This window comes from Pseudarthrobacter sp. NKDBFgelt, from assembly GCF_046097905.1.
Lineage (GTDB): Bacteria > Actinomycetota > Actinomycetes > Actinomycetales > Micrococcaceae > Arthrobacter > Arthrobacter polychromogenes.
The window spans coordinates 30817-46552 of sequence record NZ_JBJURL010000031.1 but is presented as its reverse complement, the minus strand read 5'-3'; the positions used below and the strand labels follow the sequence as shown (position 1 = coordinate 46552).

The following is a 15736-nucleotide window of genomic DNA, read 5'->3' as shown; positions in this document are numbered from 1 at the left end:
GGTAAGGACATGAGCTCCAAATACAAGGAAACGGCCATGGGCGGCCTCGCCGTCAACGTCGTCGAATGCTGAAGGAACAGGAAACCTTCAGTTGTGGACTGCAGCCCACCAATTCAAGGTGGACGCGAAGACCAGCCAGGCAATGTAGGGCAGCAGCAGCAGTCCAGCGGTCCGGCTGATGGGGCCGAAGTAGAGCACCGTCACCGTGACCGCGGCGATCAGGGCCACAATAATGGCCATGGCCAGCCAGAGGGCAGCCGTCCCCAGAGCGGGGTAGAGGCCGAAGAACACCGGAGTCCAGGCGAGGTTCAGCCCCAACTGGACCGCGTAGGCAGTCAGCGCCCGCCTGGTTTTGGGAGCCCGCTTCCGCCAGACCAGCCAGGCAGCCACCGCCATGGCTGTGTAGAGCAGTGTCCATACCGGGCCGAAGAGCCAGTTGGGCGGGGACCAGGGTGCCTTGTCAGCCGTGGCATACCAACCGTCCACGTTGTCCACGGTGGAGAATCCGCCGAACCCGGCCACCAGGAAGGATGCCGCCAGGAATCCGGCCAGCACCGCTGCCTGGACCCGCGCGCTGTACGGCTGGTCGCTTCCATCAGGCGGGTAAGACAAGTCTTCACGGTTCGGCTGCATGCCTCCACCCTTGCCAACCGGTCCGCCCGAGTCAAGGGCGCGGGTGACGGCAGGCACGGGCCGGCTGCTGAAAAGCCGTGGGGGCTTCAGGCTTTAGACTTGAGGCTGCATGTCCGCACGCAGACACGAGTACCGAAACCGCGCACGACACCGATTGGACACGGCCCCCTTGCGAGAATTTACCGCACGTTTTGCCACAGCCGAAGAGATTGAAAACTGGGACAAGCACGTCACGGCCAACCCCAACGGCGGCAACATGCTGCAGTCCGCCGCGTACGCGTCAGTGAAGAACGGCAGCGGCTGGAAAGTCCGCTTCCTGGTCCTCGAAAACGGTGGATCTGCCAGCTACAACCTGGTGCTCGAAAAGAGCTTCCCTGTGCTGGGCCGGCTCTGGTACCTCATCAAGGGCCCCGACCTGGAAGCGGCGGCGGACCTCAAAGCGGCCCTGGAGGCCTGCGCAGCTTTGGTGCGCGGCCGGAAGCTCAACGTCTTCACCATCAAGATCGAGCCGGACATCGTGGACTCGGAGGAGGCCCAGGCACACCTGAGGGGGGCGGGCCTGGTCAAGGCGCCCAACATCCAGTCCAACGACTCCACTGCGCTGCTGGATATCTCCGGCCCCGAAGAAGCGGTGTTCAAGGCCATCTCCTCCCGGGCACGTAACGCCATCCGACGGGCCCAGCGGGAAGGCTGCGAAGTGGTCCGCAAGGAACACGGTCCGGAAACCTACCGGGCCCTTTATGGCCTGATGGCGGACACCGTCAGCGCCAAGGGCTCCATGCCCTTGCGCAGCTACGAGTATTACGCTGCGTTCTGGGACGAATTCTGCAACCGGGGCCAGGGCAACTTCTTCTTCACCTATGAGGACGGAAAACCCAGTGTGGGAGCCTTCGTCATCAACTATGGTGCCAAAGCCACCTACAAGGACGGCGGCTCCACCCAGAACCGCACGCAGTACGGCGATTCGCACCTCGTCCAGTGGGCTGCCATCCGGCGCATGCAGGAACTGGGCTGCACGGAATACGACTTCTGCGGCACCCCGCCAGCCTCACGGATCAAGGACAAGAGCCACAATCTCTACGGGATGGGCATGTTCAAGACCAGCTTCACCAAGACTGTCACCGATTTTGTCGGGTGCCACGACTACGTTCTCTCGCCCCTCAAGCACCGGCTCTGGGTTAAGGGAGCGGAGAAGGTGTTCCGCCGGATCGAAACTGCCCGCACCGGCCAGCAGTTCTACTGACCCGGAAGGCGGGGCCGCAGCTGACTTCTCAGCCACCCCGCCGCCGGCCTGCCCACATCCTGCCTATGCCAGCCCCCATTCGTGAAGAAGGTAACCCCTTGACTGCAATCTCCGCCGCCGACCTGGAGTTCGCCATGCTCAGCGATGCCGAATTCGAGCAGTTCGCACTGAAGCACCCACAGAACAGCTTCCTCCAGTCCCTCGACTTCGCCCGGTTCCAGCGCGCCCGGGGACAGCAGGTTGAACTCTTCGGAGTGCGCCGCGACGGTGAACTGGTGGCGGCCGGCAAACTGAACTACACCACCACGCGCCTCGGCTACACGGTGTGCGAATGCGCCAAGGGCCCCCTGATGGACTACACGGACCCTGAACTGGTGCGCGCCGTCGTCGAACTCCTCCGCAAACGTGCAGCGGAGCGGAAAGCCGCCGAGCTGCGGATCTCCCCGAACCTCAGGTACATCGCCCGCGATGCCGACGGCGCGGAACACCCCGAAGTGGAGGACAACAGGCCGCTGGTGGACCAGCTCGGCGGGCTGGGGTTCCAGCACCAGGGGCTGGACATGAACTTCGTGAACGTGAACTGGATGTTCATCAAGAGCCTGGAAGGCATCCAGGACGCGGAGGAACTGATCATGGGCACCAGCTACCGCACCCGGAAGGCCATCCGCAAAGCGGAAAAGAACGGTGTTTTCCTGGAACAGGCAACGCTGGAGACCCTTGATGAGTTCTACGGCGCCCTGAGCCGGGCCGGCGACGAAAAGGGTTTTGTCTACCGCGAACGCGCCTACTATGAACAGCTGCTCCGCACCACGTCGGCCGAGTTCACCAAGCTCATGATGGCCAAGATTGACATTCCCGCCTACCGGAAATCCATTACGGAGCGGCTGGCCGCGGAATCGGAAACCGCGGCAGAACTCCGCCGCGACGTGGAGGAGACCGGCAGCAAGAAGAAGGCCAACCGGCTCAAAGTGGTCCAGGACCTGGTGGACAGCTACGAGCGAAGCCTCAAGGACATCGAACGTTTTCCGGATTCGGTTGGCGTTGCCACGGTGGCCGCCATCCACTTCGTCTGCTACGGCGACGAAGTGGTCTGCGTCATCGGCGGCACCGTGCAGGACTACATCTACTTCAACGGCGCCACGTCGCTGTACTGGGGGATGATGCTCCACGCCCTTGAAAAGGGTTACCCGCGGTACAACTTCTACGGTACGTTCGGCATCTCCGGCCAGGACGAGGAAGGCCACGGGGGCTACGAGTTCAAGAAGGGCTTCGGCGGCGAAGTGGTCCAGCTCGTGGGCGACTTTGTGATGCCTCTCCGCCCGGCAGTGTTCCGCGCCAACAAGCTTGCCCGCGCGGCAGCGGGCGCCGCCCGCCTCCTGCTGGCCAAACTGCCCCTGCGGCGCTCCGCCTGACGCGCTCCGCAGCCACGCTGCACACCATTACAACGGGAGGAGGGACCCATGACCGACCGGCCTGACTATCCCGGCGGCGGATCACCGAAGGCAACGCCATCACCGAAGGCAACGCCGCGCACGGACGGCCTGCCCAAAACCGAGCCGCTGACCCCCTCCCAGCTGCGGCAGAATGCTGCGGCGAAAAGGATGCTGCGGCGCCTGGTCCAGGGCGAGAACCCGCCTACGGCTCCCATGAGCATCGTGGACAGGCTCACCGGGAGCCCCTATGCGAACCCCATGATCCAGGTGGGCGGTGTGGACACGTCCGCCCGGAAAACCCTGGATTTCGCGCTGCACCTGGCCGAAACCATGTTCCGCTACGGTGCGGGAGCCCTCGAGGTTGAAACCAGCATCATTGCCGTCACGGCGGCGCTTGGCCTGAAGAACATCGAAGTGGACATCACCAACCAGTCGGTGGGCATCAACTACGCCCCGAAGGACCAGACCCCCATTGCGCTGCTGCGGGTGGTGCGGTCCTGGACCAACAACTATGCGGGCCTGGCGAAGGTCCACCAGCTGGTGACGGACATCGTTGCCGGGGGAGTGGGGCGCGACGAGGCGATCCGCCGGCTGGATGAGGCAATTACCAGTCCCAAGCCGTTCCCCCGCTGGATGGTGACGGCGGCGTTCGGGGTATTTGCCGCCGCGTTCGTTGCGGTGCTGGGCGGCGGCCCAGTGTCCTCCGTCATAGCGTTCGCCGTGAACATCGGCGTGAGCCTGCTGGCCCGCCAGCTGGGCCGCTGGCGCGTGCCGGACTTCTTCACCACCGCCAGCTGCTCCTTCGCCGTGACCCTGCTGGCATTGCTCTTATGGCAGTTTGGGCTGACCACCTCGCCGGCGATCGTGGTGGTGGGCGGAATCCTCCTGCTCCTGCCCACAGGACGGCTGGTCTCCTCCGTGCAGGACGCCATCAACGGCTTCCCCGTGACCGCCGCGGGGCGGTTCCTTTCCACCCTGCTGACCTTTGGCGCGCTGGTGGCAGGCATCGCCGTAGCTTTCGTGGTGGGCCAGCTGACCAGCATGCAGGCCATCGACGTGACGCAGACCTTCCCGCCCGCCTACGACTTGTGGGTGCTGGTGATCCTTGTTGCCGTGGCGGTGATGGCCATCGGGGTGACCGAGCAGACCACCTGGCAGCTCCTGCTTCCCACCGCGGCCGTGGGGGTCGCGGGGTACCTGGTCCTGCTGGGCGGCGGCCTGCTGGGCATTGGTGACCGGTTCTCGCCGGCCCTGGCCGCCGTGGTGATCGGCCTGCTGGCCCGGGTGGTCGCCTTGCGGATGGGAGCACCCCAGCTGGTGGTGGCGGTACCGGCGGCACTGATCCTGCTGCCCGGCCTCACCATTTTCCGCTCCATGTACGTACTGACCATCGAGGAGGCCGAGATCCTGCTCGGCGCCGGCGGGATGCTCAACGCCGGTGCCATCGTCCTGGGAACTGCCGGGGGGATCGTGCTGGGGGATACCCTGGCGAGGCCACTGACCCGCAGCCTGGCCAGCAACGAGCGCCGGCGGGCCCGCCGCCGCTGACCTGGCCTGGCTGCCTAGATCTGTCCTACGGGCAACTTCTTCTCCGCTTGGAAAACGTCCTCAACGCGGCCCTTGGCCCAGTAGCCGGACAGGGACACCTGCTTGCGTTCCAGTCCGCGCTGGACGAAAAGGAGATCCCGGAGCGCCTTCATGTACCCCCGCTCGCCGTGGGCAAAAACGTCCACCCTCCCGGCAGGCCAGTCAGCGTCCGCGACGGCCTGGACCAGGAGGTTGCTTTCGCCGGCGGGGACACCGTGGCGGAAGAGCCAGCGCAGTTCCAGCCCGGCCGGGGCGGCAATCGGCTGGATGTCGGCGTCGGAATCGACCTCGAGGAACGCGACGCCGGCCGCTTCCGCAGGCAGGGATTCAATGCAGGCGGCGATGGCGGGCAGGGCGGCCTCGTCTCCGGCGAACAGGTACCAGTCAGCTTCGGGATTCGGGTTGTACGCTCCGCCCGGGCCGGTGAAAGTCAGGGTGTCGCCCGGCTGGGCCCTGGCCGCCCACGGCCCAGCCAGCCCCTCATCGCCGTGGACCACAAAGTCGATGGCAAGTTCCCGGGCCGCGGTATCCACCCAGCGAAGGGTGTATGTGCGCGTGAACGGCCATTGTTCCCGAGGCATGGTCTCCCGGATGCTCCACAGATCGAGGGGTGAGGGGTACTGGACACCCGGCTGCGGAAATACGATCTTGACGTAGCGGTCAACAAAGCCGTTGTTGACGAAATCGGCGAAACCGTCACCGCCCGCGACAATCCGGACCATCTGCGGCGCCAGCTGTTCCCGGCGCACCACCGTGAGGTTGACCTGGGGGCGGCTTTTCTTGCTGGCGCTGGTGGAGGCGGGAACAATGCTCATAAGGCAAGCCTAAGCTAGGGCACCGCCGGAAGCTCCCAGGTTACGTCCGCGGCCCCCTGCTCACGCAGGAGCTCGTTGACACGGCTGAACGGGCGGGAACCAAAGAAACCCCGTGAAGCGGACAAGGGGCTGGGGTGCGCGCTGGACACTGCCGGGACCCCGGGCAGCAGCGCGCGCACGCTCTCGGCGTCCTTTCCCCACAAAACCGCGACCAGCGGCAAGGGCGACCCGTCCGGTGCCCGCCGCGCGCCCAGCGCCTCGACGGCCGCCGTCGTAATTTCTTCCCAGCCCTTCCTCCGGTGGGATCCCGCAGATCCCGCCCGTACCGTCATTACGCGGTTCAGCAGCAGCACCCCCTGCCCGGCCCACGCGGAGAGGTCCCCATGCACCCTCGGCGGGATTCCCAGGTCAGCCTCCAGCTCCCGGTAGATGTTCGCGAGGCTCCTGGGAATGGGCCGGACGTGCGGGTCAACGGCAAAGGACAGTCCGACGGCGTGTCCCGGCGTGGGGTAGGGGTCCTGTCCCACAACCAGCACTTTCACTTCCGCGAGGGGCTGGCGGAAGGTCCGCAGGACGTTCGACGGCGCCGGCAGGACCTGGTGCCCGGCCGCCACCTCGCCGGCCGCGAAGCGAAGAACGGCGCGAAGTTCCGCGTCCACGTCCGAGAGTGCGGCGGCCCAGTCGGGCGCCATCAGCTCCGCCAGCGGCAGCTGCGCCAGACCGGCGAAGCCGGTGCTGCCTGCCGGTTCCTGCTCCAGCTCAAACAAGGCGTCCGATTCAAACATCAGTCCATTCTTGCAGGCGGCTGGAGGCGCCGGCTGTACCGTTCGGCGTGCGCGGCAGGGCTATGCGCAAATGACAATGGTGTTGTTCGTCCGTAGCATGGGGGTCAGACATTTACGTAACCAGCTAAGGAGAGTGCGCCGTGGCGGAGCCAGCTCGGGAGCACCTGCCGGCGCAGGCACAACGGAACACCCTGCTGGCGGATTTCACGCTGCGGGAGTCGCCGCTGAGCGAGCGGGACCAGCAGATGCTCGCACTGGAGCGGCAGTGGTGGAAGTATGCCGGCGCCAAGGAACAGGCCATCCGGGAACTGTTCGATCTGTCCGCCACCCACTATTACCAGCTCCTCAACGCCCTGATCGACACCGAGGATGCCCTGGCGCACGACCCCATGCTGGTCAAGAGATTGCGTAGACTACGTACGTCGCGTCACCGTGCACGCACTGCACGCCGCCTGGGGTCCGACGCATAAGACGCTCACGCTGAGTCCTCAGCAGCTACACACAAGGATGTCTCTTTCCCATGACCAAATACGCCCGCGATGAATTCGACAAGGTCCCGGAGACCGCGTCGCGACAAGGTGTACACCGCACAGCCTCCGCTCCGGCACGGGTCCGTCTTTGGCCCATCCTGACTGCGGGGATTGTTGCGCTGGCCATCGGCGTGGTTTCCTTCCTGATCCTGCCCAAGCTCGGATTCGACGGTCCGGCAACCCAGGCGTCGTCGAGCCTGGAAGCAGCGCCGCTGGCCGAAACCGGATCGTCTCCGTCCGCTACGCCGGAGACCGCCGGCGTCCCCTCCACCGAGCCTGAGCCGTCGTCTTCCCCCGAACCGGCCGGCACCGCGGGGAACGGTACCCCGTCCAGCCCCCAGAGCACTGCTCCGGCCGCAACAGTGGACAAGGCCCAGGAGGTGGCGGTCTACAACGCTGCCGGAACTGCCGGGCTGGCCAGCCGGGTGGGCGGAACCGTGCAGTCGGACGGGTGGACCCTGGGCCCGGTAGGCAACTGGGCAGGGGCGCCCCAGCAGGGTTCCATCATCTTCTACGCGGGAGCGGCGCAGGAGGCCAACGCGCAGGCCCTCGCGGAACTCCTGGGAGTCCCCACCGTAGTGGAGAGCACCGAATTCCAGGTTCCCCTGGTGGTGGTGCTCGGCCCCGGATACCGGTAGGCCGGGGTCCCCAACAGGGCGCCTCACGCCACATGCGCGCAGGTGAAGGCCGGGGGTCACGCCTGAATAACGTTTGCGGCCGGCCATGCTGTGCCCCGGCGCTGCCGGCGAGCATTGGCTAGAGTGAATTCCGGGCTTCGAGCCACGGCGGCACCGGCGCAGCATCCCGGACCTAACGGAAAGAGTGGTCATCATGGCACGAGGAACCGTCAAATGGTTCAACGCGGAAAAAGGCTACGGCTTCATCACCGTTGACGGCTCCGGGGACGACGTTTTTGTCCACTGGTCCGCCATCCAGGGCGAGGGCTACCGCGCACTGGACGAGGGCCAGCGCGTGGAACTCGAAGTTGGCGAAGGCGAGAAAGGCCCGCAGGCCGAAAGCGTCCGGCCGGCCGAGTGAAGCACCCGTTTTCCTCCGCTACACCCATCCGTCCGTTGTTCGCCGCAGCCCTCTGCGGCACGCTCGCCCTCACCGGCTGCTCCGGGGTGACCGGAAACGCGCGCACGGAACCGGCGGAGGCCTCAGGTGACGGCACGCTGCGGGTCGGCCTCATCCTGGACAACACCGGTGCCAACAGCTTCCTGAACGGTCCCCAACTGGCTGCCGCCAAGCTCGCGGTCAAGGAAATCAACGCTGCCGGCGGGCACAAGGGCCGGCCGGTGGAACTTCTCCCCGTTGAAACAGGCCAGGACACAGCGTCCCAGGCGCAGTCCCTGGTCCAGGCCAAAGCGGATGTGGTCATTGGCCCCACCGACTCCAGCCACGCCTTCGCAGCCGTCGACATCCTCTCCAGGGCGCGGACGCCACTGATTTCGCCTGCCAACACCGCGGCCGGGCTCAGCAGCATTGCCAGCGGCGGATACTACTTCCGGACGGCCGCCGCCGACGTCGCGCAGGGACCCGTGCTGGCCAAGCTCGCCAAGGATGCCGGCGCCGCAACCATCTCCGTGGTGTACCAGGAAGGCTCCTACGGCAGCGATGTCTCCGCGGCCGTCTCAGCGTCCGCTGAACAGGCGGGCCTGGACGTGTTGTCAGCGGTGGGCTTCACGCCGGGTGAAGCTGGATCTGCGGCTGCCGCAATCCGCGAGGCGCAACCCGACGCCGTCATCCTGGTGGCCCGTGACGGCGCACAGGGCGCCCTGGCCGAGCTCAACAACGCCGCCCTCGCAGGCTCAAGGCTTATCCTGAGCGACGGCGCCTTCAGCCGGTACGGCTCCCGGCTGGGATCCAAGGCCCTGGACGGTGCACGTGCGGTCGTCCCGGGGCAGCTTCCCTCGGCAGGGTTCCAGGAAAGGCTGCTGGGCATCGATCCGGCCCTGAAAGATGTGTCCTTCGCGGCGGAGACATACGACGCCGTGACCCTTGCCGCGCTGGCAGCGGCCAGGGCTGAGGACGATTCCGGGCGTTCAATCGCCGCAACACTGATCGCGGTATCAGGCGGGACTGCTGACGGAACCGGCCCGGCTGGAACGGCGCCCTGCCCCAGCTACAAAGACTGCCTGGCAGGCAAGGCCTCCGGTGCGGACATCAATTACGACGGCGAATCGGGCCCCATCGCCTTCGATGCCAACGGTGACATCACCTCGGCCGCCTTCACGGTGTTCACATATGGCGCCGACAACATTCCGGCGGCCACCGGCGTCGAAACGGCAGGCCGCGCCGCCGGCTGATCGCCCTCGGCGAAGACGTGGCGGCCAGGGTGCTTTCCGCCGGTTATTCGCTTGCACTCTCACGTGGGGAGTGCTAATTATTGAGTTAGCACTCTGACGTACCGACTGCTAAGCAAAGCGTGGCTCCGGCCGGCGGCGCCGGCATCGGTCGAAGAGCGAAGAAACACCTAACTGGAGTGAGACCCACACCCGAAGGCATACAGAGGCCGCCGGCAACGGGTTGTCCGTCGCGGGCACTGCAGCGAAGGTTCATTCTTAACGACTGTCCCGAAAGGACTACTGCCGTTATGGCCAAGATCATTGCATTTGATGAAGAGGCACGCCGCGGCCTTGAGCGGGGCCTGAACATCCTCGCCGACGCCGTTAAGGTCACCCTCGGCCCGCGTGGACGCAACGTCGTCCTCGAAAAGAAGTGGGGCGCCCCCACGATCACCAACGATGGTGTTTCCATCGCCAAGGAGATCGAGCTGGACGATCCTTACGAAAAGATCGGCGCCGAGCTGGTCAAGGAAGTTGCCAAGAAGACGGACGACGTCGCCGGCGACGGCACCACGACAGCAACCGTGCTGGCACAGGCACTGGTGAAGGAAGGCCTGCGCAACGTTGCTGCCGGCGCCGACCCGCTGTCCCTCAAGCGCGGCATCGAGAAGGCCGTTGAGGCCGTCACCGCCGAACTTCTGAACTCCGCCAAGGAGATCGAAACCAAGGAAGAGATCGCCGCCACGGCGTCCATCTCCGCCGGTGACGAGGAAATCGGTGCACTCATCGCCGAAGCCCTGGACAAGGTGGGCAAGGAAGGCGTCATCACGGTCGAGGAGTCCAACACCTTCGGCCTGGAGCTTGAGCTCACCGAAGGCATGCGCTTCGACAAGGGCTACATCTCCGCCTACTTCGTTACCGACGCTGAGCGCCAGGAAACGGTCCTCGAGGATCCGTACATCCTGATCGTCAACTCCAAGATCTCCAACGTCAAGGAACTGGTTGCTGTCCTGGAAAAGGTCATGCAGTCCAACAAGCCGCTGCTGATCATCGCTGAGGACATCGAGGGCGAGGCCCTGGCCACCCTGATCGTCAACAAGATCCGCGGCACCTTCAAGTCCGTCGCCGTGAAGGCTCCGGGCTTCGGCGACCGCCGCAAGGCACAGCTTGCCGACATCGCCGTCCTCACCGGCGGCCAGGTCATCTCCGAGGAAGTCGGCCTGAAGCTGGAAAACGCCGGCCTGGAACTCCTGGGCCAGGCACGCAAGGTTGTTGTCACCAAGGACGAGACCACCATCGTCGAGGGTGCCGGCGACGCCGACCAGATCGCCGGCCGCGTTTCCCAGATCCGCGCCGAGATCGAAAACTCTGACTCCGACTACGACCGCGAGAAGCTGCAGGAGCGCCTGGCCAAGCTGGCCGGCGGCGTTGCAGTCATCAAGGCCGGTGCCGCAACGGAAGTTGAGCTCAAGGAGCGCAAGCACCGCATCGAAGACGCCGTGCGCAACGCCAAGGCTGCCGTCGAGGAAGGCATCGTCGCCGGTGGCGGCGTAGCCCTCATCCAGGCCGGCGCCAAGGCCTTCGCCAACCTGCAACTGTCCGGCGACGAAGCAACCGGTGCGAACATCGTCCGCGTTGCCATCGACGCCCCGCTGAAGCAGATCGCCTTCAACGCAGGCCTCGAGCCCGGCGTCGTGGTGGACAAGGTCCGCGGCCTGCCCGCCGGCCACGGCCTGAACGCAGCCACCGGCGAGTATGTCGACCTGCTGGCTGCCGGCGTCAACGACCCCGTCAAGGTGACCCGCTCTGCCCTGCAGAACGCGGCTTCCATCGCCGGCCTCTTCCTCACCACCGAGGCAGTTGTTGCTGACAAGCCGGAGAAGAACGCTGCTCCGGCCGGCGGCGACGACATGGGTGGCATGGGCGGAATGGGCGGCTTCTAGCCACTCCTGCCGGGACCTGTCCCGCTAAACACGAATGTGGCCCCCTCTCCGGAGGGGGCCACATTCGTGTTTTACCGCAGGATGTTACTACCTGGCGCTGGCCAGCATTCCTTCAACTTCCTTCTTGAACGCGTCAGCGGCCGCCTGGGGCGTGAGGCGGTCATAGAGCACCTCATCGGTGTAGCGCTTGATGACGTTCTGCACGCTGCCCGCCCCCACCGGCGGAACAGGCGGCGCATCTTTGATATCGGGTGCGATGTCCTTCAGGAAGCCCACCACCGTGGTGTCGGCAGGCTTGAGGGACGGCGTAATGCTCTCAACGATGTCCGTGTTGGTGGGCACGCCGCGGTCCGTCATCAGGATGGCCCCGGCCTCCGGGCTGTTGGCCAGGTAGTTGATGAAGGTGGAAGCGGCTTCCGGGTGCTTGGAACGTGAGGAAGCCGACCAGAACATGGTGGGCTTGTAGTACATCCCGTTCTCAGCCGACGAACCGTCGACGCTGGGTGCCCGGAGCATCTTGATGCTGCTCCCGGTGGTGGACTCCAGGGACCCGAGCTGGTTGGTCCACCACCACGCCATCCCTACCCTGTTGGTGCCGAAGAGGCTCTCCTCGAGTCCGGCGCCGGAGTCCTCCGTGGCCACCGTGGCCGGCGGACTTGCCTTGGAGTCGCGCTGTTCCTTCAGCCGTTCCCAGAAGGACGCGGCCGTGGCGGTATCGAAATCGAGCTTGCCGTCCTGCGAGTACAGGTTCTCCCCGTGCTGGCGCAGCCAGATGATCAGGTCGGCTTCATTGCTTCCGTAGGCGGCACCGTAGTTCTTGCCGTCCCCGGCGGCACTGATCTTCGAGGCTGTTGCCATGAATTCCTCCCACGTCCACGTGGTGTCATCCGGCACGGGAACATTGGCTGCTTCGAAGACCTTGGTGTTGGCCATGATGACATAGGCGTTCTGGCCGGTGCTGAGTCCGTACTGGGCGCCGTCATACTGGCCCGACACCAAGGCTTCCTGGTCCAGTTTGGAGGTATCGATACCGCCCTGCTTGGACAGGTCAAGGAGCGCCCCGCGCCCGCCGTATTCCGCGATGTACTTCTGGTCCATCTGGATCACGTCCGGCGCATCGTTGGCGGCTGTCTTGGTGGCCAGTTTGTCCCAGTAGCTGCCCCACTCGCCCGGCTCGGATTCAATCTTGATGTTCGGGTGTTCCGCCTCGAAGGCGTCGATAACCTTCTCGGTCTGGGCGTTGAGGTACTCGTTGCCCCACCAGGCAAACCGGAGGGTTACTTCCTCATTGCTCTCAGAGCCTGAAGAGGTGCCACAGCCTGTGGCGAGGAGGGAGAGTGCAACGGCGGCGGCGCCGAGCTGGAACTTCCTCCGGCTGAGGTTTGGGATCGTCATTGATGTGCCTTCCTGGTGCTGAGGGCGCTTTTCGTTGGCTGCCGCCGCGCGGTGCGTGTTGGGGACCAGGTGAGAAAGCGCTTTCTCGTTTCAATACAGCGATTGTGCCTGCCCGGCTCTCCCCGCGTCAAGTACTTTCGGTAACCGCTTTCCGGGCAACGGTCCGGGGCGGACTCCGGTTTGTCGTGCCGGTCTGGCAGGATGGACCGGTGACGATTACTGCAGCGGCTGACGGTTCGGCCTTGGGAAACCCTGGTCCGGCCGGCTGGGCCTGGTACGTGAATGACGACTGCTGGCGTGCCGGCGGTTGGCCCCACGGGACCAACAACCAGGGCGAACTGATGGCGGTCCTGGATCTGTTCCGGGCCACCGCCCACCTTCCCCAGGAGGACCTTCACATCCTCTGCGACAGCCAGTACGTCATCAATTCGATCACCAAGTGGATGCCGGGATGGAAGCGCAAAGGCTGGCGCAAAGCAGACGGGAAGCCGGTCCTCAATGTGGACCTGCTTAAGGAGCTGGACCGTGAGCTTGCCGGCCGGAAGTACACCTTCGAATGGGTGAAGGGGCATGCCGGGCATGACCTGAACGAAGCCGCGGACGAACGTGCGCGGGCGGCCGCAACGGCCTACCAGCAGGGCGTGGCTGCCCGCTCCGGGCCAGGCTTTCCCGGTGCCCACCATGCACATCCTGCGCCGGCGAAACAGGAAGCCAGGGTCGCGCCCCCGGAACCAGAAAAGCCGGCAGTGGCCTACGAGGAACCTGATCTGTTCAGCCAGCTGGACAACCGGGGTTTCGACGCGCCCGGGACTGCCGCAAAGGCAGCTGAAGCCCCGCCTGAGGCCGTGGTGGAGGAACTTGAGCGGGAACTGCTGGGCCCGCTGGTGCGCGGGGACATCGGCCGGACAGCCGTGCTGCTCCACCCCGATTTCATGGAAATCGGCAGCTCAGGCAGGATGTGGACCCGGGACGCCATGATGATGGCGCTCGAGGAGGATCCGGGCGAGCGGACGGACATCGAGATCCTGGGTGCCGAACGCGTCGGTGCTGAGACGGTCCTCCTCACGTACCGCAGCTATGCGCGCTCCGGCACCACCCTCAGGAGCTCGCTATGGGTATTGCACGGCGGCCGGTGGCGGCTGCGGTTCCACCAGGGCACACCCGAAGCCTAGGCGCAGCTCAGCTGAACCGCTGGGTATTGCCCTGCTCCGCCTGCGCGTAAGTGGCTGCTGCTGAGGCAAGCGCGGCGTTGATGGATGCCAGCGATGCCTCCACCCTCCCCTGCGTGAGGGTCCATTCCGTAATCAGTGCCTGGAAGTTCGTGGCGGCGGAGCCCCGCCAGGAACCCTGGAGTTCGTCCAGTCCGCGTTTCATGGCCTGGACATCGGCGCTGATTCTGTCCATGGTGGCCTGGACGCTGGCGGACTTCAGCTGCAGGAGTTCGGTATCGACGGAGATAATGCTCATGGTGGTGCCTTTCGCTGTGCGGCAGCTTGCGCCTGCGGGCCCGGCCGGTCCGGACCCTTGCCCTCGAGCGTAGGGAAGCCGCTCGGGACGCTGCCACTGCAAACGGCTATATGTGCATAACCTCGCCGCCGCTGCCCTTGCTCTTTTCAGCACGGTTCTCTTCCACGCGCATCCCCGCATCCGGGATGTCGTTACGCTGCGGAAGGCTGACCACGAGGGTGGCGCCGCCGCCGTCGGTCTTTTCAACCCGGACGCTGCCGCTGTGGGAGCCCACGATCGCGGCAACAATGGCGAGTCCCAGCCCGCTGCCTCCCGTTTCCCGCGTCCTGGAGGTGTCTGCCCGGTAGAACCGTTCAAAGACCTTGGACGCGTCTTCTTCCGAGATGCCCGGCCCGTGGTCCCGAACTTCGATCACGGAGAGCAGCTGCCCGTCTTCCGCCGCCCGGACCCCCACCGCCAGCTCGATGGGGCTGCCCTCAGGGGTGTAACGGAGGGCGTTGCCCACGAGGTTGCCCACTACCTGGCGGAGCTTGGCTTCGTCGCCCAGCGCAGGGGCAGGCGTGGCGGGGCCGCCGTCGAGGCCGGTCAGCGAAATCACGCGGGAGCGGTCGCTGGCCTGGGTGTCCACTACGGCATCATGCGCAATGAGCTGGAGGTCCACGGGTTTTTGCTGCAGCGGCCGCTGCTCGTCAAGGCGGGTCAGCAGCAGCAGGTCCTCCACCATCGAACCCATGCGCTTGGCTTCGCTTTCGATCCTTCCCATGGCTGTGGACACGTCTTCCTCCGTGGCCAGCGCGCCATGCCGGTACAGCTCGGAGAACCCCCGGATGGTCACGAGCGGGGTCCGCAGCTCATGGGAGGCGTCGGCCGCGAACCGCCGCATCCTCGCCTCCGATGCGGTGCGGGCCGCGAAGGCTGTTTCGATATGGGCGAGCATGGCGTTCAGCGACCTGCTCAACCGCCCGAGCTCGGTGCCGGGGTTTTCGACCTCCACGCGGCGGGAAAGATCGCCGGCGGCGATTGCGGCCGCCGTCTTTTCCACCCGGGCCAGCGGCCTGAAGGAGCGGGAGACGGTCCAGCTTGCAATGAGGGACGCGAGCAGCAGGGTGAGCAGCCCCACCCCGGTCACCACCAGCGTGGCATGCTTAAGGACGTCGTCGACGCTGCGCAGGGGCAGCCCTATGGCCACCACCGCTGTGGTCTGGCCGTTCTGCACGGGCACCGCGACCACCCGCCAGTTTTCGCCGTCCGTGCCCCGTACCTGGTACGGGACCGTCCCGCGTGCCTGGGCCTGTTCCACGGTGATGGAGCTGATGTCCGGGCGGTTCTCCGGATCGCCGCCGAACGGATAGGGCTCCTCGCCGGGGGCGAAGAGAATCAACGAATAGTCCGTGGGGACCATCGGGTTCGTGGGAGCCTGCAGCGGCGTGAAGGAGCGCTGTTTCCGGGCCAGGTCCACAGCGGCATACAGTTTGCCGTCCACCTGCCCCTGCAGGTAACTGTGCAGCAGCGCCAGCGTTCCAGCCCCGGTCACTGTCAGGGCAACTATCAGCAGCGCCATGATCATGGCCACCAGCTGCGTCCTCAGGGACGCCGACTTCCATCGCTGCAGCAAGG

Annotated in this window: 15 protein-coding genes; 9 read left to right on the top strand and 6 right to left on the bottom strand. The window is 65.6% G+C overall.

All coding sequences use genetic code 11. The features are described 5' to 3' along the window. Positions 1–87: 87 nt before the first annotated feature. Positions 88–633: a TspO/MBR family protein gene (locus tag ACKAE7_RS10365; RefSeq protein WP_190614656.1), complete on the bottom strand. Its 546-nt coding sequence runs from the start codon at positions 631–633 to the stop codon at positions 88–90. A 109-nt stretch (positions 634–742) separates the two neighbouring features. On the opposite strand from ACKAE7_RS10365, the gene ACKAE7_RS10360 reads away from it, so the two are divergent. The 3 genes from ACKAE7_RS10360 (at position 743) to ACKAE7_RS10350 (ending at position 4857) form a co-directional block, all read left to right on the top strand. Next, positions 743–1876 (top strand): peptidoglycan bridge formation glycyltransferase FemA/FemB family protein, encoded by a 1134-nt coding sequence (locus ACKAE7_RS10360; protein ID WP_190614654.1) that lies wholly within the window; start codon positions 743–745, stop codon positions 1874–1876. A gap of 134 nt (positions 1877–2010) precedes the next feature. Continuing rightward, the gene (locus ACKAE7_RS10355; protein ID WP_408979101.1) at positions 2011–3288 is read left to right on the top strand and encodes a peptidoglycan bridge formation glycyltransferase FemA/FemB family protein; all 1278 of its coding nucleotides are present in this window, start codon (positions 2011–2013) and stop codon (positions 3286–3288) included. 48 nt (positions 3289–3336) lie between these two features. After that, positions 3337–4857, top strand: a complete 1521-nt coding sequence (locus ACKAE7_RS10350; RefSeq protein WP_238340645.1) for a threonine/serine exporter family protein — start codon at positions 3337–3339, stop codon at positions 4855–4857. 14 nt (positions 4858–4871) lie between these two features. Here the strand turns inward: ACKAE7_RS10350 and ACKAE7_RS10345 are convergent, their stop codons facing one another. Next, complete coding sequence (locus ACKAE7_RS10345) at positions 4872–5711, bottom strand: siderophore-interacting protein (protein WP_190614650.1); 840 nt, start codon at positions 5709–5711, stop codon at positions 4872–4874. Between the two features lie 14 nt (positions 5712–5725). Next, positions 5726–6496: a uracil-DNA glycosylase gene (locus ACKAE7_RS10340; RefSeq protein ID WP_408979099.1), complete on the bottom strand. Its 771-nt coding sequence runs from the start codon at positions 6494–6496 to the stop codon at positions 5726–5728. Between the two features lie 140 nt (positions 6497–6636). On the opposite strand from ACKAE7_RS10340, the gene ACKAE7_RS10335 reads away from it, so the two are divergent. The 5 genes from ACKAE7_RS10335 to groL all read left to right on the top strand — a co-directional run bounded on the left by ACKAE7_RS10335 (position 6637) and on the right by groL (position 11257). Then, positions 6637–6966 carry a DUF3263 domain-containing protein gene (locus ACKAE7_RS10335; RefSeq protein WP_188811058.1) on the top strand — a complete coding sequence of 110 codons (330 nt, stop codon included), beginning with the start codon at positions 6637–6639 and terminating at the stop codon, positions 6964–6966. Between the two features lie 50 nt (positions 6967–7016). Next, complete coding sequence (locus ACKAE7_RS10330) at positions 7017–7664, top strand: LytR C-terminal domain-containing protein (RefSeq protein ID WP_408979098.1); 648 nt, start codon at positions 7017–7019, stop codon at positions 7662–7664. Positions 7665–7857: 193 nt separating this feature from the next. Next, complete coding sequence (locus ACKAE7_RS10325; RefSeq protein WP_139028133.1) at positions 7858–8064, top strand: cold-shock protein; 207 nt, start codon at positions 7858–7860, stop codon at positions 8062–8064. Then, on the top strand, positions 8061–9335 hold the full coding sequence (locus ACKAE7_RS10320; protein ID WP_408979097.1) for an ABC transporter substrate-binding protein: 1275 nt from the start codon (positions 8061–8063) through the stop codon (positions 9333–9335). Before ACKAE7_RS10325 ends, ACKAE7_RS10320 begins: the two co-directional genes overlap by 4 nt. A 287-nt stretch (positions 9336–9622) precedes the next feature. Further along, positions 9623–11257, top strand: coding sequence for a chaperonin GroEL (gene groL, locus ACKAE7_RS10315; RefSeq protein WP_066273856.1), 1635 nt, complete (start codon positions 9623–9625; stop codon positions 11255–11257). A gap of 87 nt (positions 11258–11344) precedes the next feature. On the opposite strand, the gene ACKAE7_RS10310 is transcribed toward groL, so the two are convergent. After that, positions 11345–12652 carry an ABC transporter substrate-binding protein gene (locus ACKAE7_RS10310; RefSeq protein WP_188811064.1) on the bottom strand — a complete coding sequence of 436 codons (1308 nt, stop codon included), beginning with the start codon at positions 12650–12652 and terminating at the stop codon, positions 11345–11347. Between the two features lie 209 nt (positions 12653–12861). Here ACKAE7_RS10310 and ACKAE7_RS10305 point away from each other — a divergent pair, with 209 nt between their 5' ends. Beyond that, complete coding sequence (locus ACKAE7_RS10305) at positions 12862–13824, top strand: RNase H family protein (protein ID WP_408979096.1); 963 nt, start codon at positions 12862–12864, stop codon at positions 13822–13824. A 7-nt stretch (positions 13825–13831) separates the two neighbouring features. Here the strand turns inward: ACKAE7_RS10305 and ACKAE7_RS10300 are convergent, their stop codons facing one another. Both ACKAE7_RS10300 and ACKAE7_RS10295 read right to left on the bottom strand, forming a co-directional pair. Next, on the bottom strand, positions 13832–14119 hold the full coding sequence (locus ACKAE7_RS10300) for a WXG100 family type VII secretion target (RefSeq protein ID WP_191035268.1): 288 nt from the start codon (positions 14117–14119) through the stop codon (positions 13832–13834). 106 nt (positions 14120–14225) lie between these two features. After that, positions 14226–15734: an ATP-binding protein gene (locus tag ACKAE7_RS10295; protein ID WP_408979095.1), complete on the bottom strand. Its 1509-nt coding sequence runs from the start codon at positions 15732–15734 to the stop codon at positions 14226–14228. Positions 15735–15736: the final 2 nt, after the last annotated feature.

What these genes read in the sequence shown, in the direction of transcription:
- ACKAE7_RS10365 (WP_190614656.1), bottom strand. Translation starts at nt 633, where the DNA reads ATGCAGCCGAACCGTGAAGACTTGTCTTACCCGCCTGATGGAAGCGAC.
- ACKAE7_RS10350 (WP_238340645.1), top strand. Translation starts at nt 3,337, where the DNA reads ATGACCGACCGGCCTGACTATCCCGGCGGCGGATCACCGAAGGCAACG.
- ACKAE7_RS10300 (WP_191035268.1), bottom strand. Translation starts at nt 14,119, where the DNA reads ATGAGCATTATCTCCGTCGATACCGAACTCCTGCAGCTGAAGTCCGCC.
- ACKAE7_RS10330 (WP_408979098.1), top strand. Translation starts at nt 7,017, where the DNA reads ATGACCAAATACGCCCGCGATGAATTCGACAAGGTCCCGGAGACCGCG.
- ACKAE7_RS10310 (WP_188811064.1), bottom strand. Translation starts at nt 12,652, where the DNA reads ATGACGATCCCAAACCTCAGCCGGAGGAAGTTCCAGCTCGGCGCCGCC.
- ACKAE7_RS10355 (WP_408979101.1), top strand. Translation starts at nt 2,011, where the DNA reads ATGCTCAGCGATGCCGAATTCGAGCAGTTCGCACTGAAGCACCCACAG.
- ACKAE7_RS10325 (WP_139028133.1), top strand. Translation starts at nt 7,858, where the DNA reads ATGGCACGAGGAACCGTCAAATGGTTCAACGCGGAAAAAGGCTACGGC.
- ACKAE7_RS10345 (WP_190614650.1), bottom strand. Translation starts at nt 5,711, where the DNA reads ATGAGCATTGTTCCCGCCTCCACCAGCGCCAGCAAGAAAAGCCGCCCC.
- ACKAE7_RS10340 (WP_408979099.1), bottom strand. Translation starts at nt 6,496, where the DNA reads ATGTTTGAATCGGACGCCTTGTTTGAGCTGGAGCAGGAACCGGCAGGC.
- ACKAE7_RS10360 (WP_190614654.1), top strand. Translation starts at nt 743, where the DNA reads ATGTCCGCACGCAGACACGAGTACCGAAACCGCGCACGACACCGATTG.
- groL (WP_066273856.1), top strand. Translation starts at nt 9,623, where the DNA reads ATGGCCAAGATCATTGCATTTGATGAAGAGGCACGCCGCGGCCTTGAG.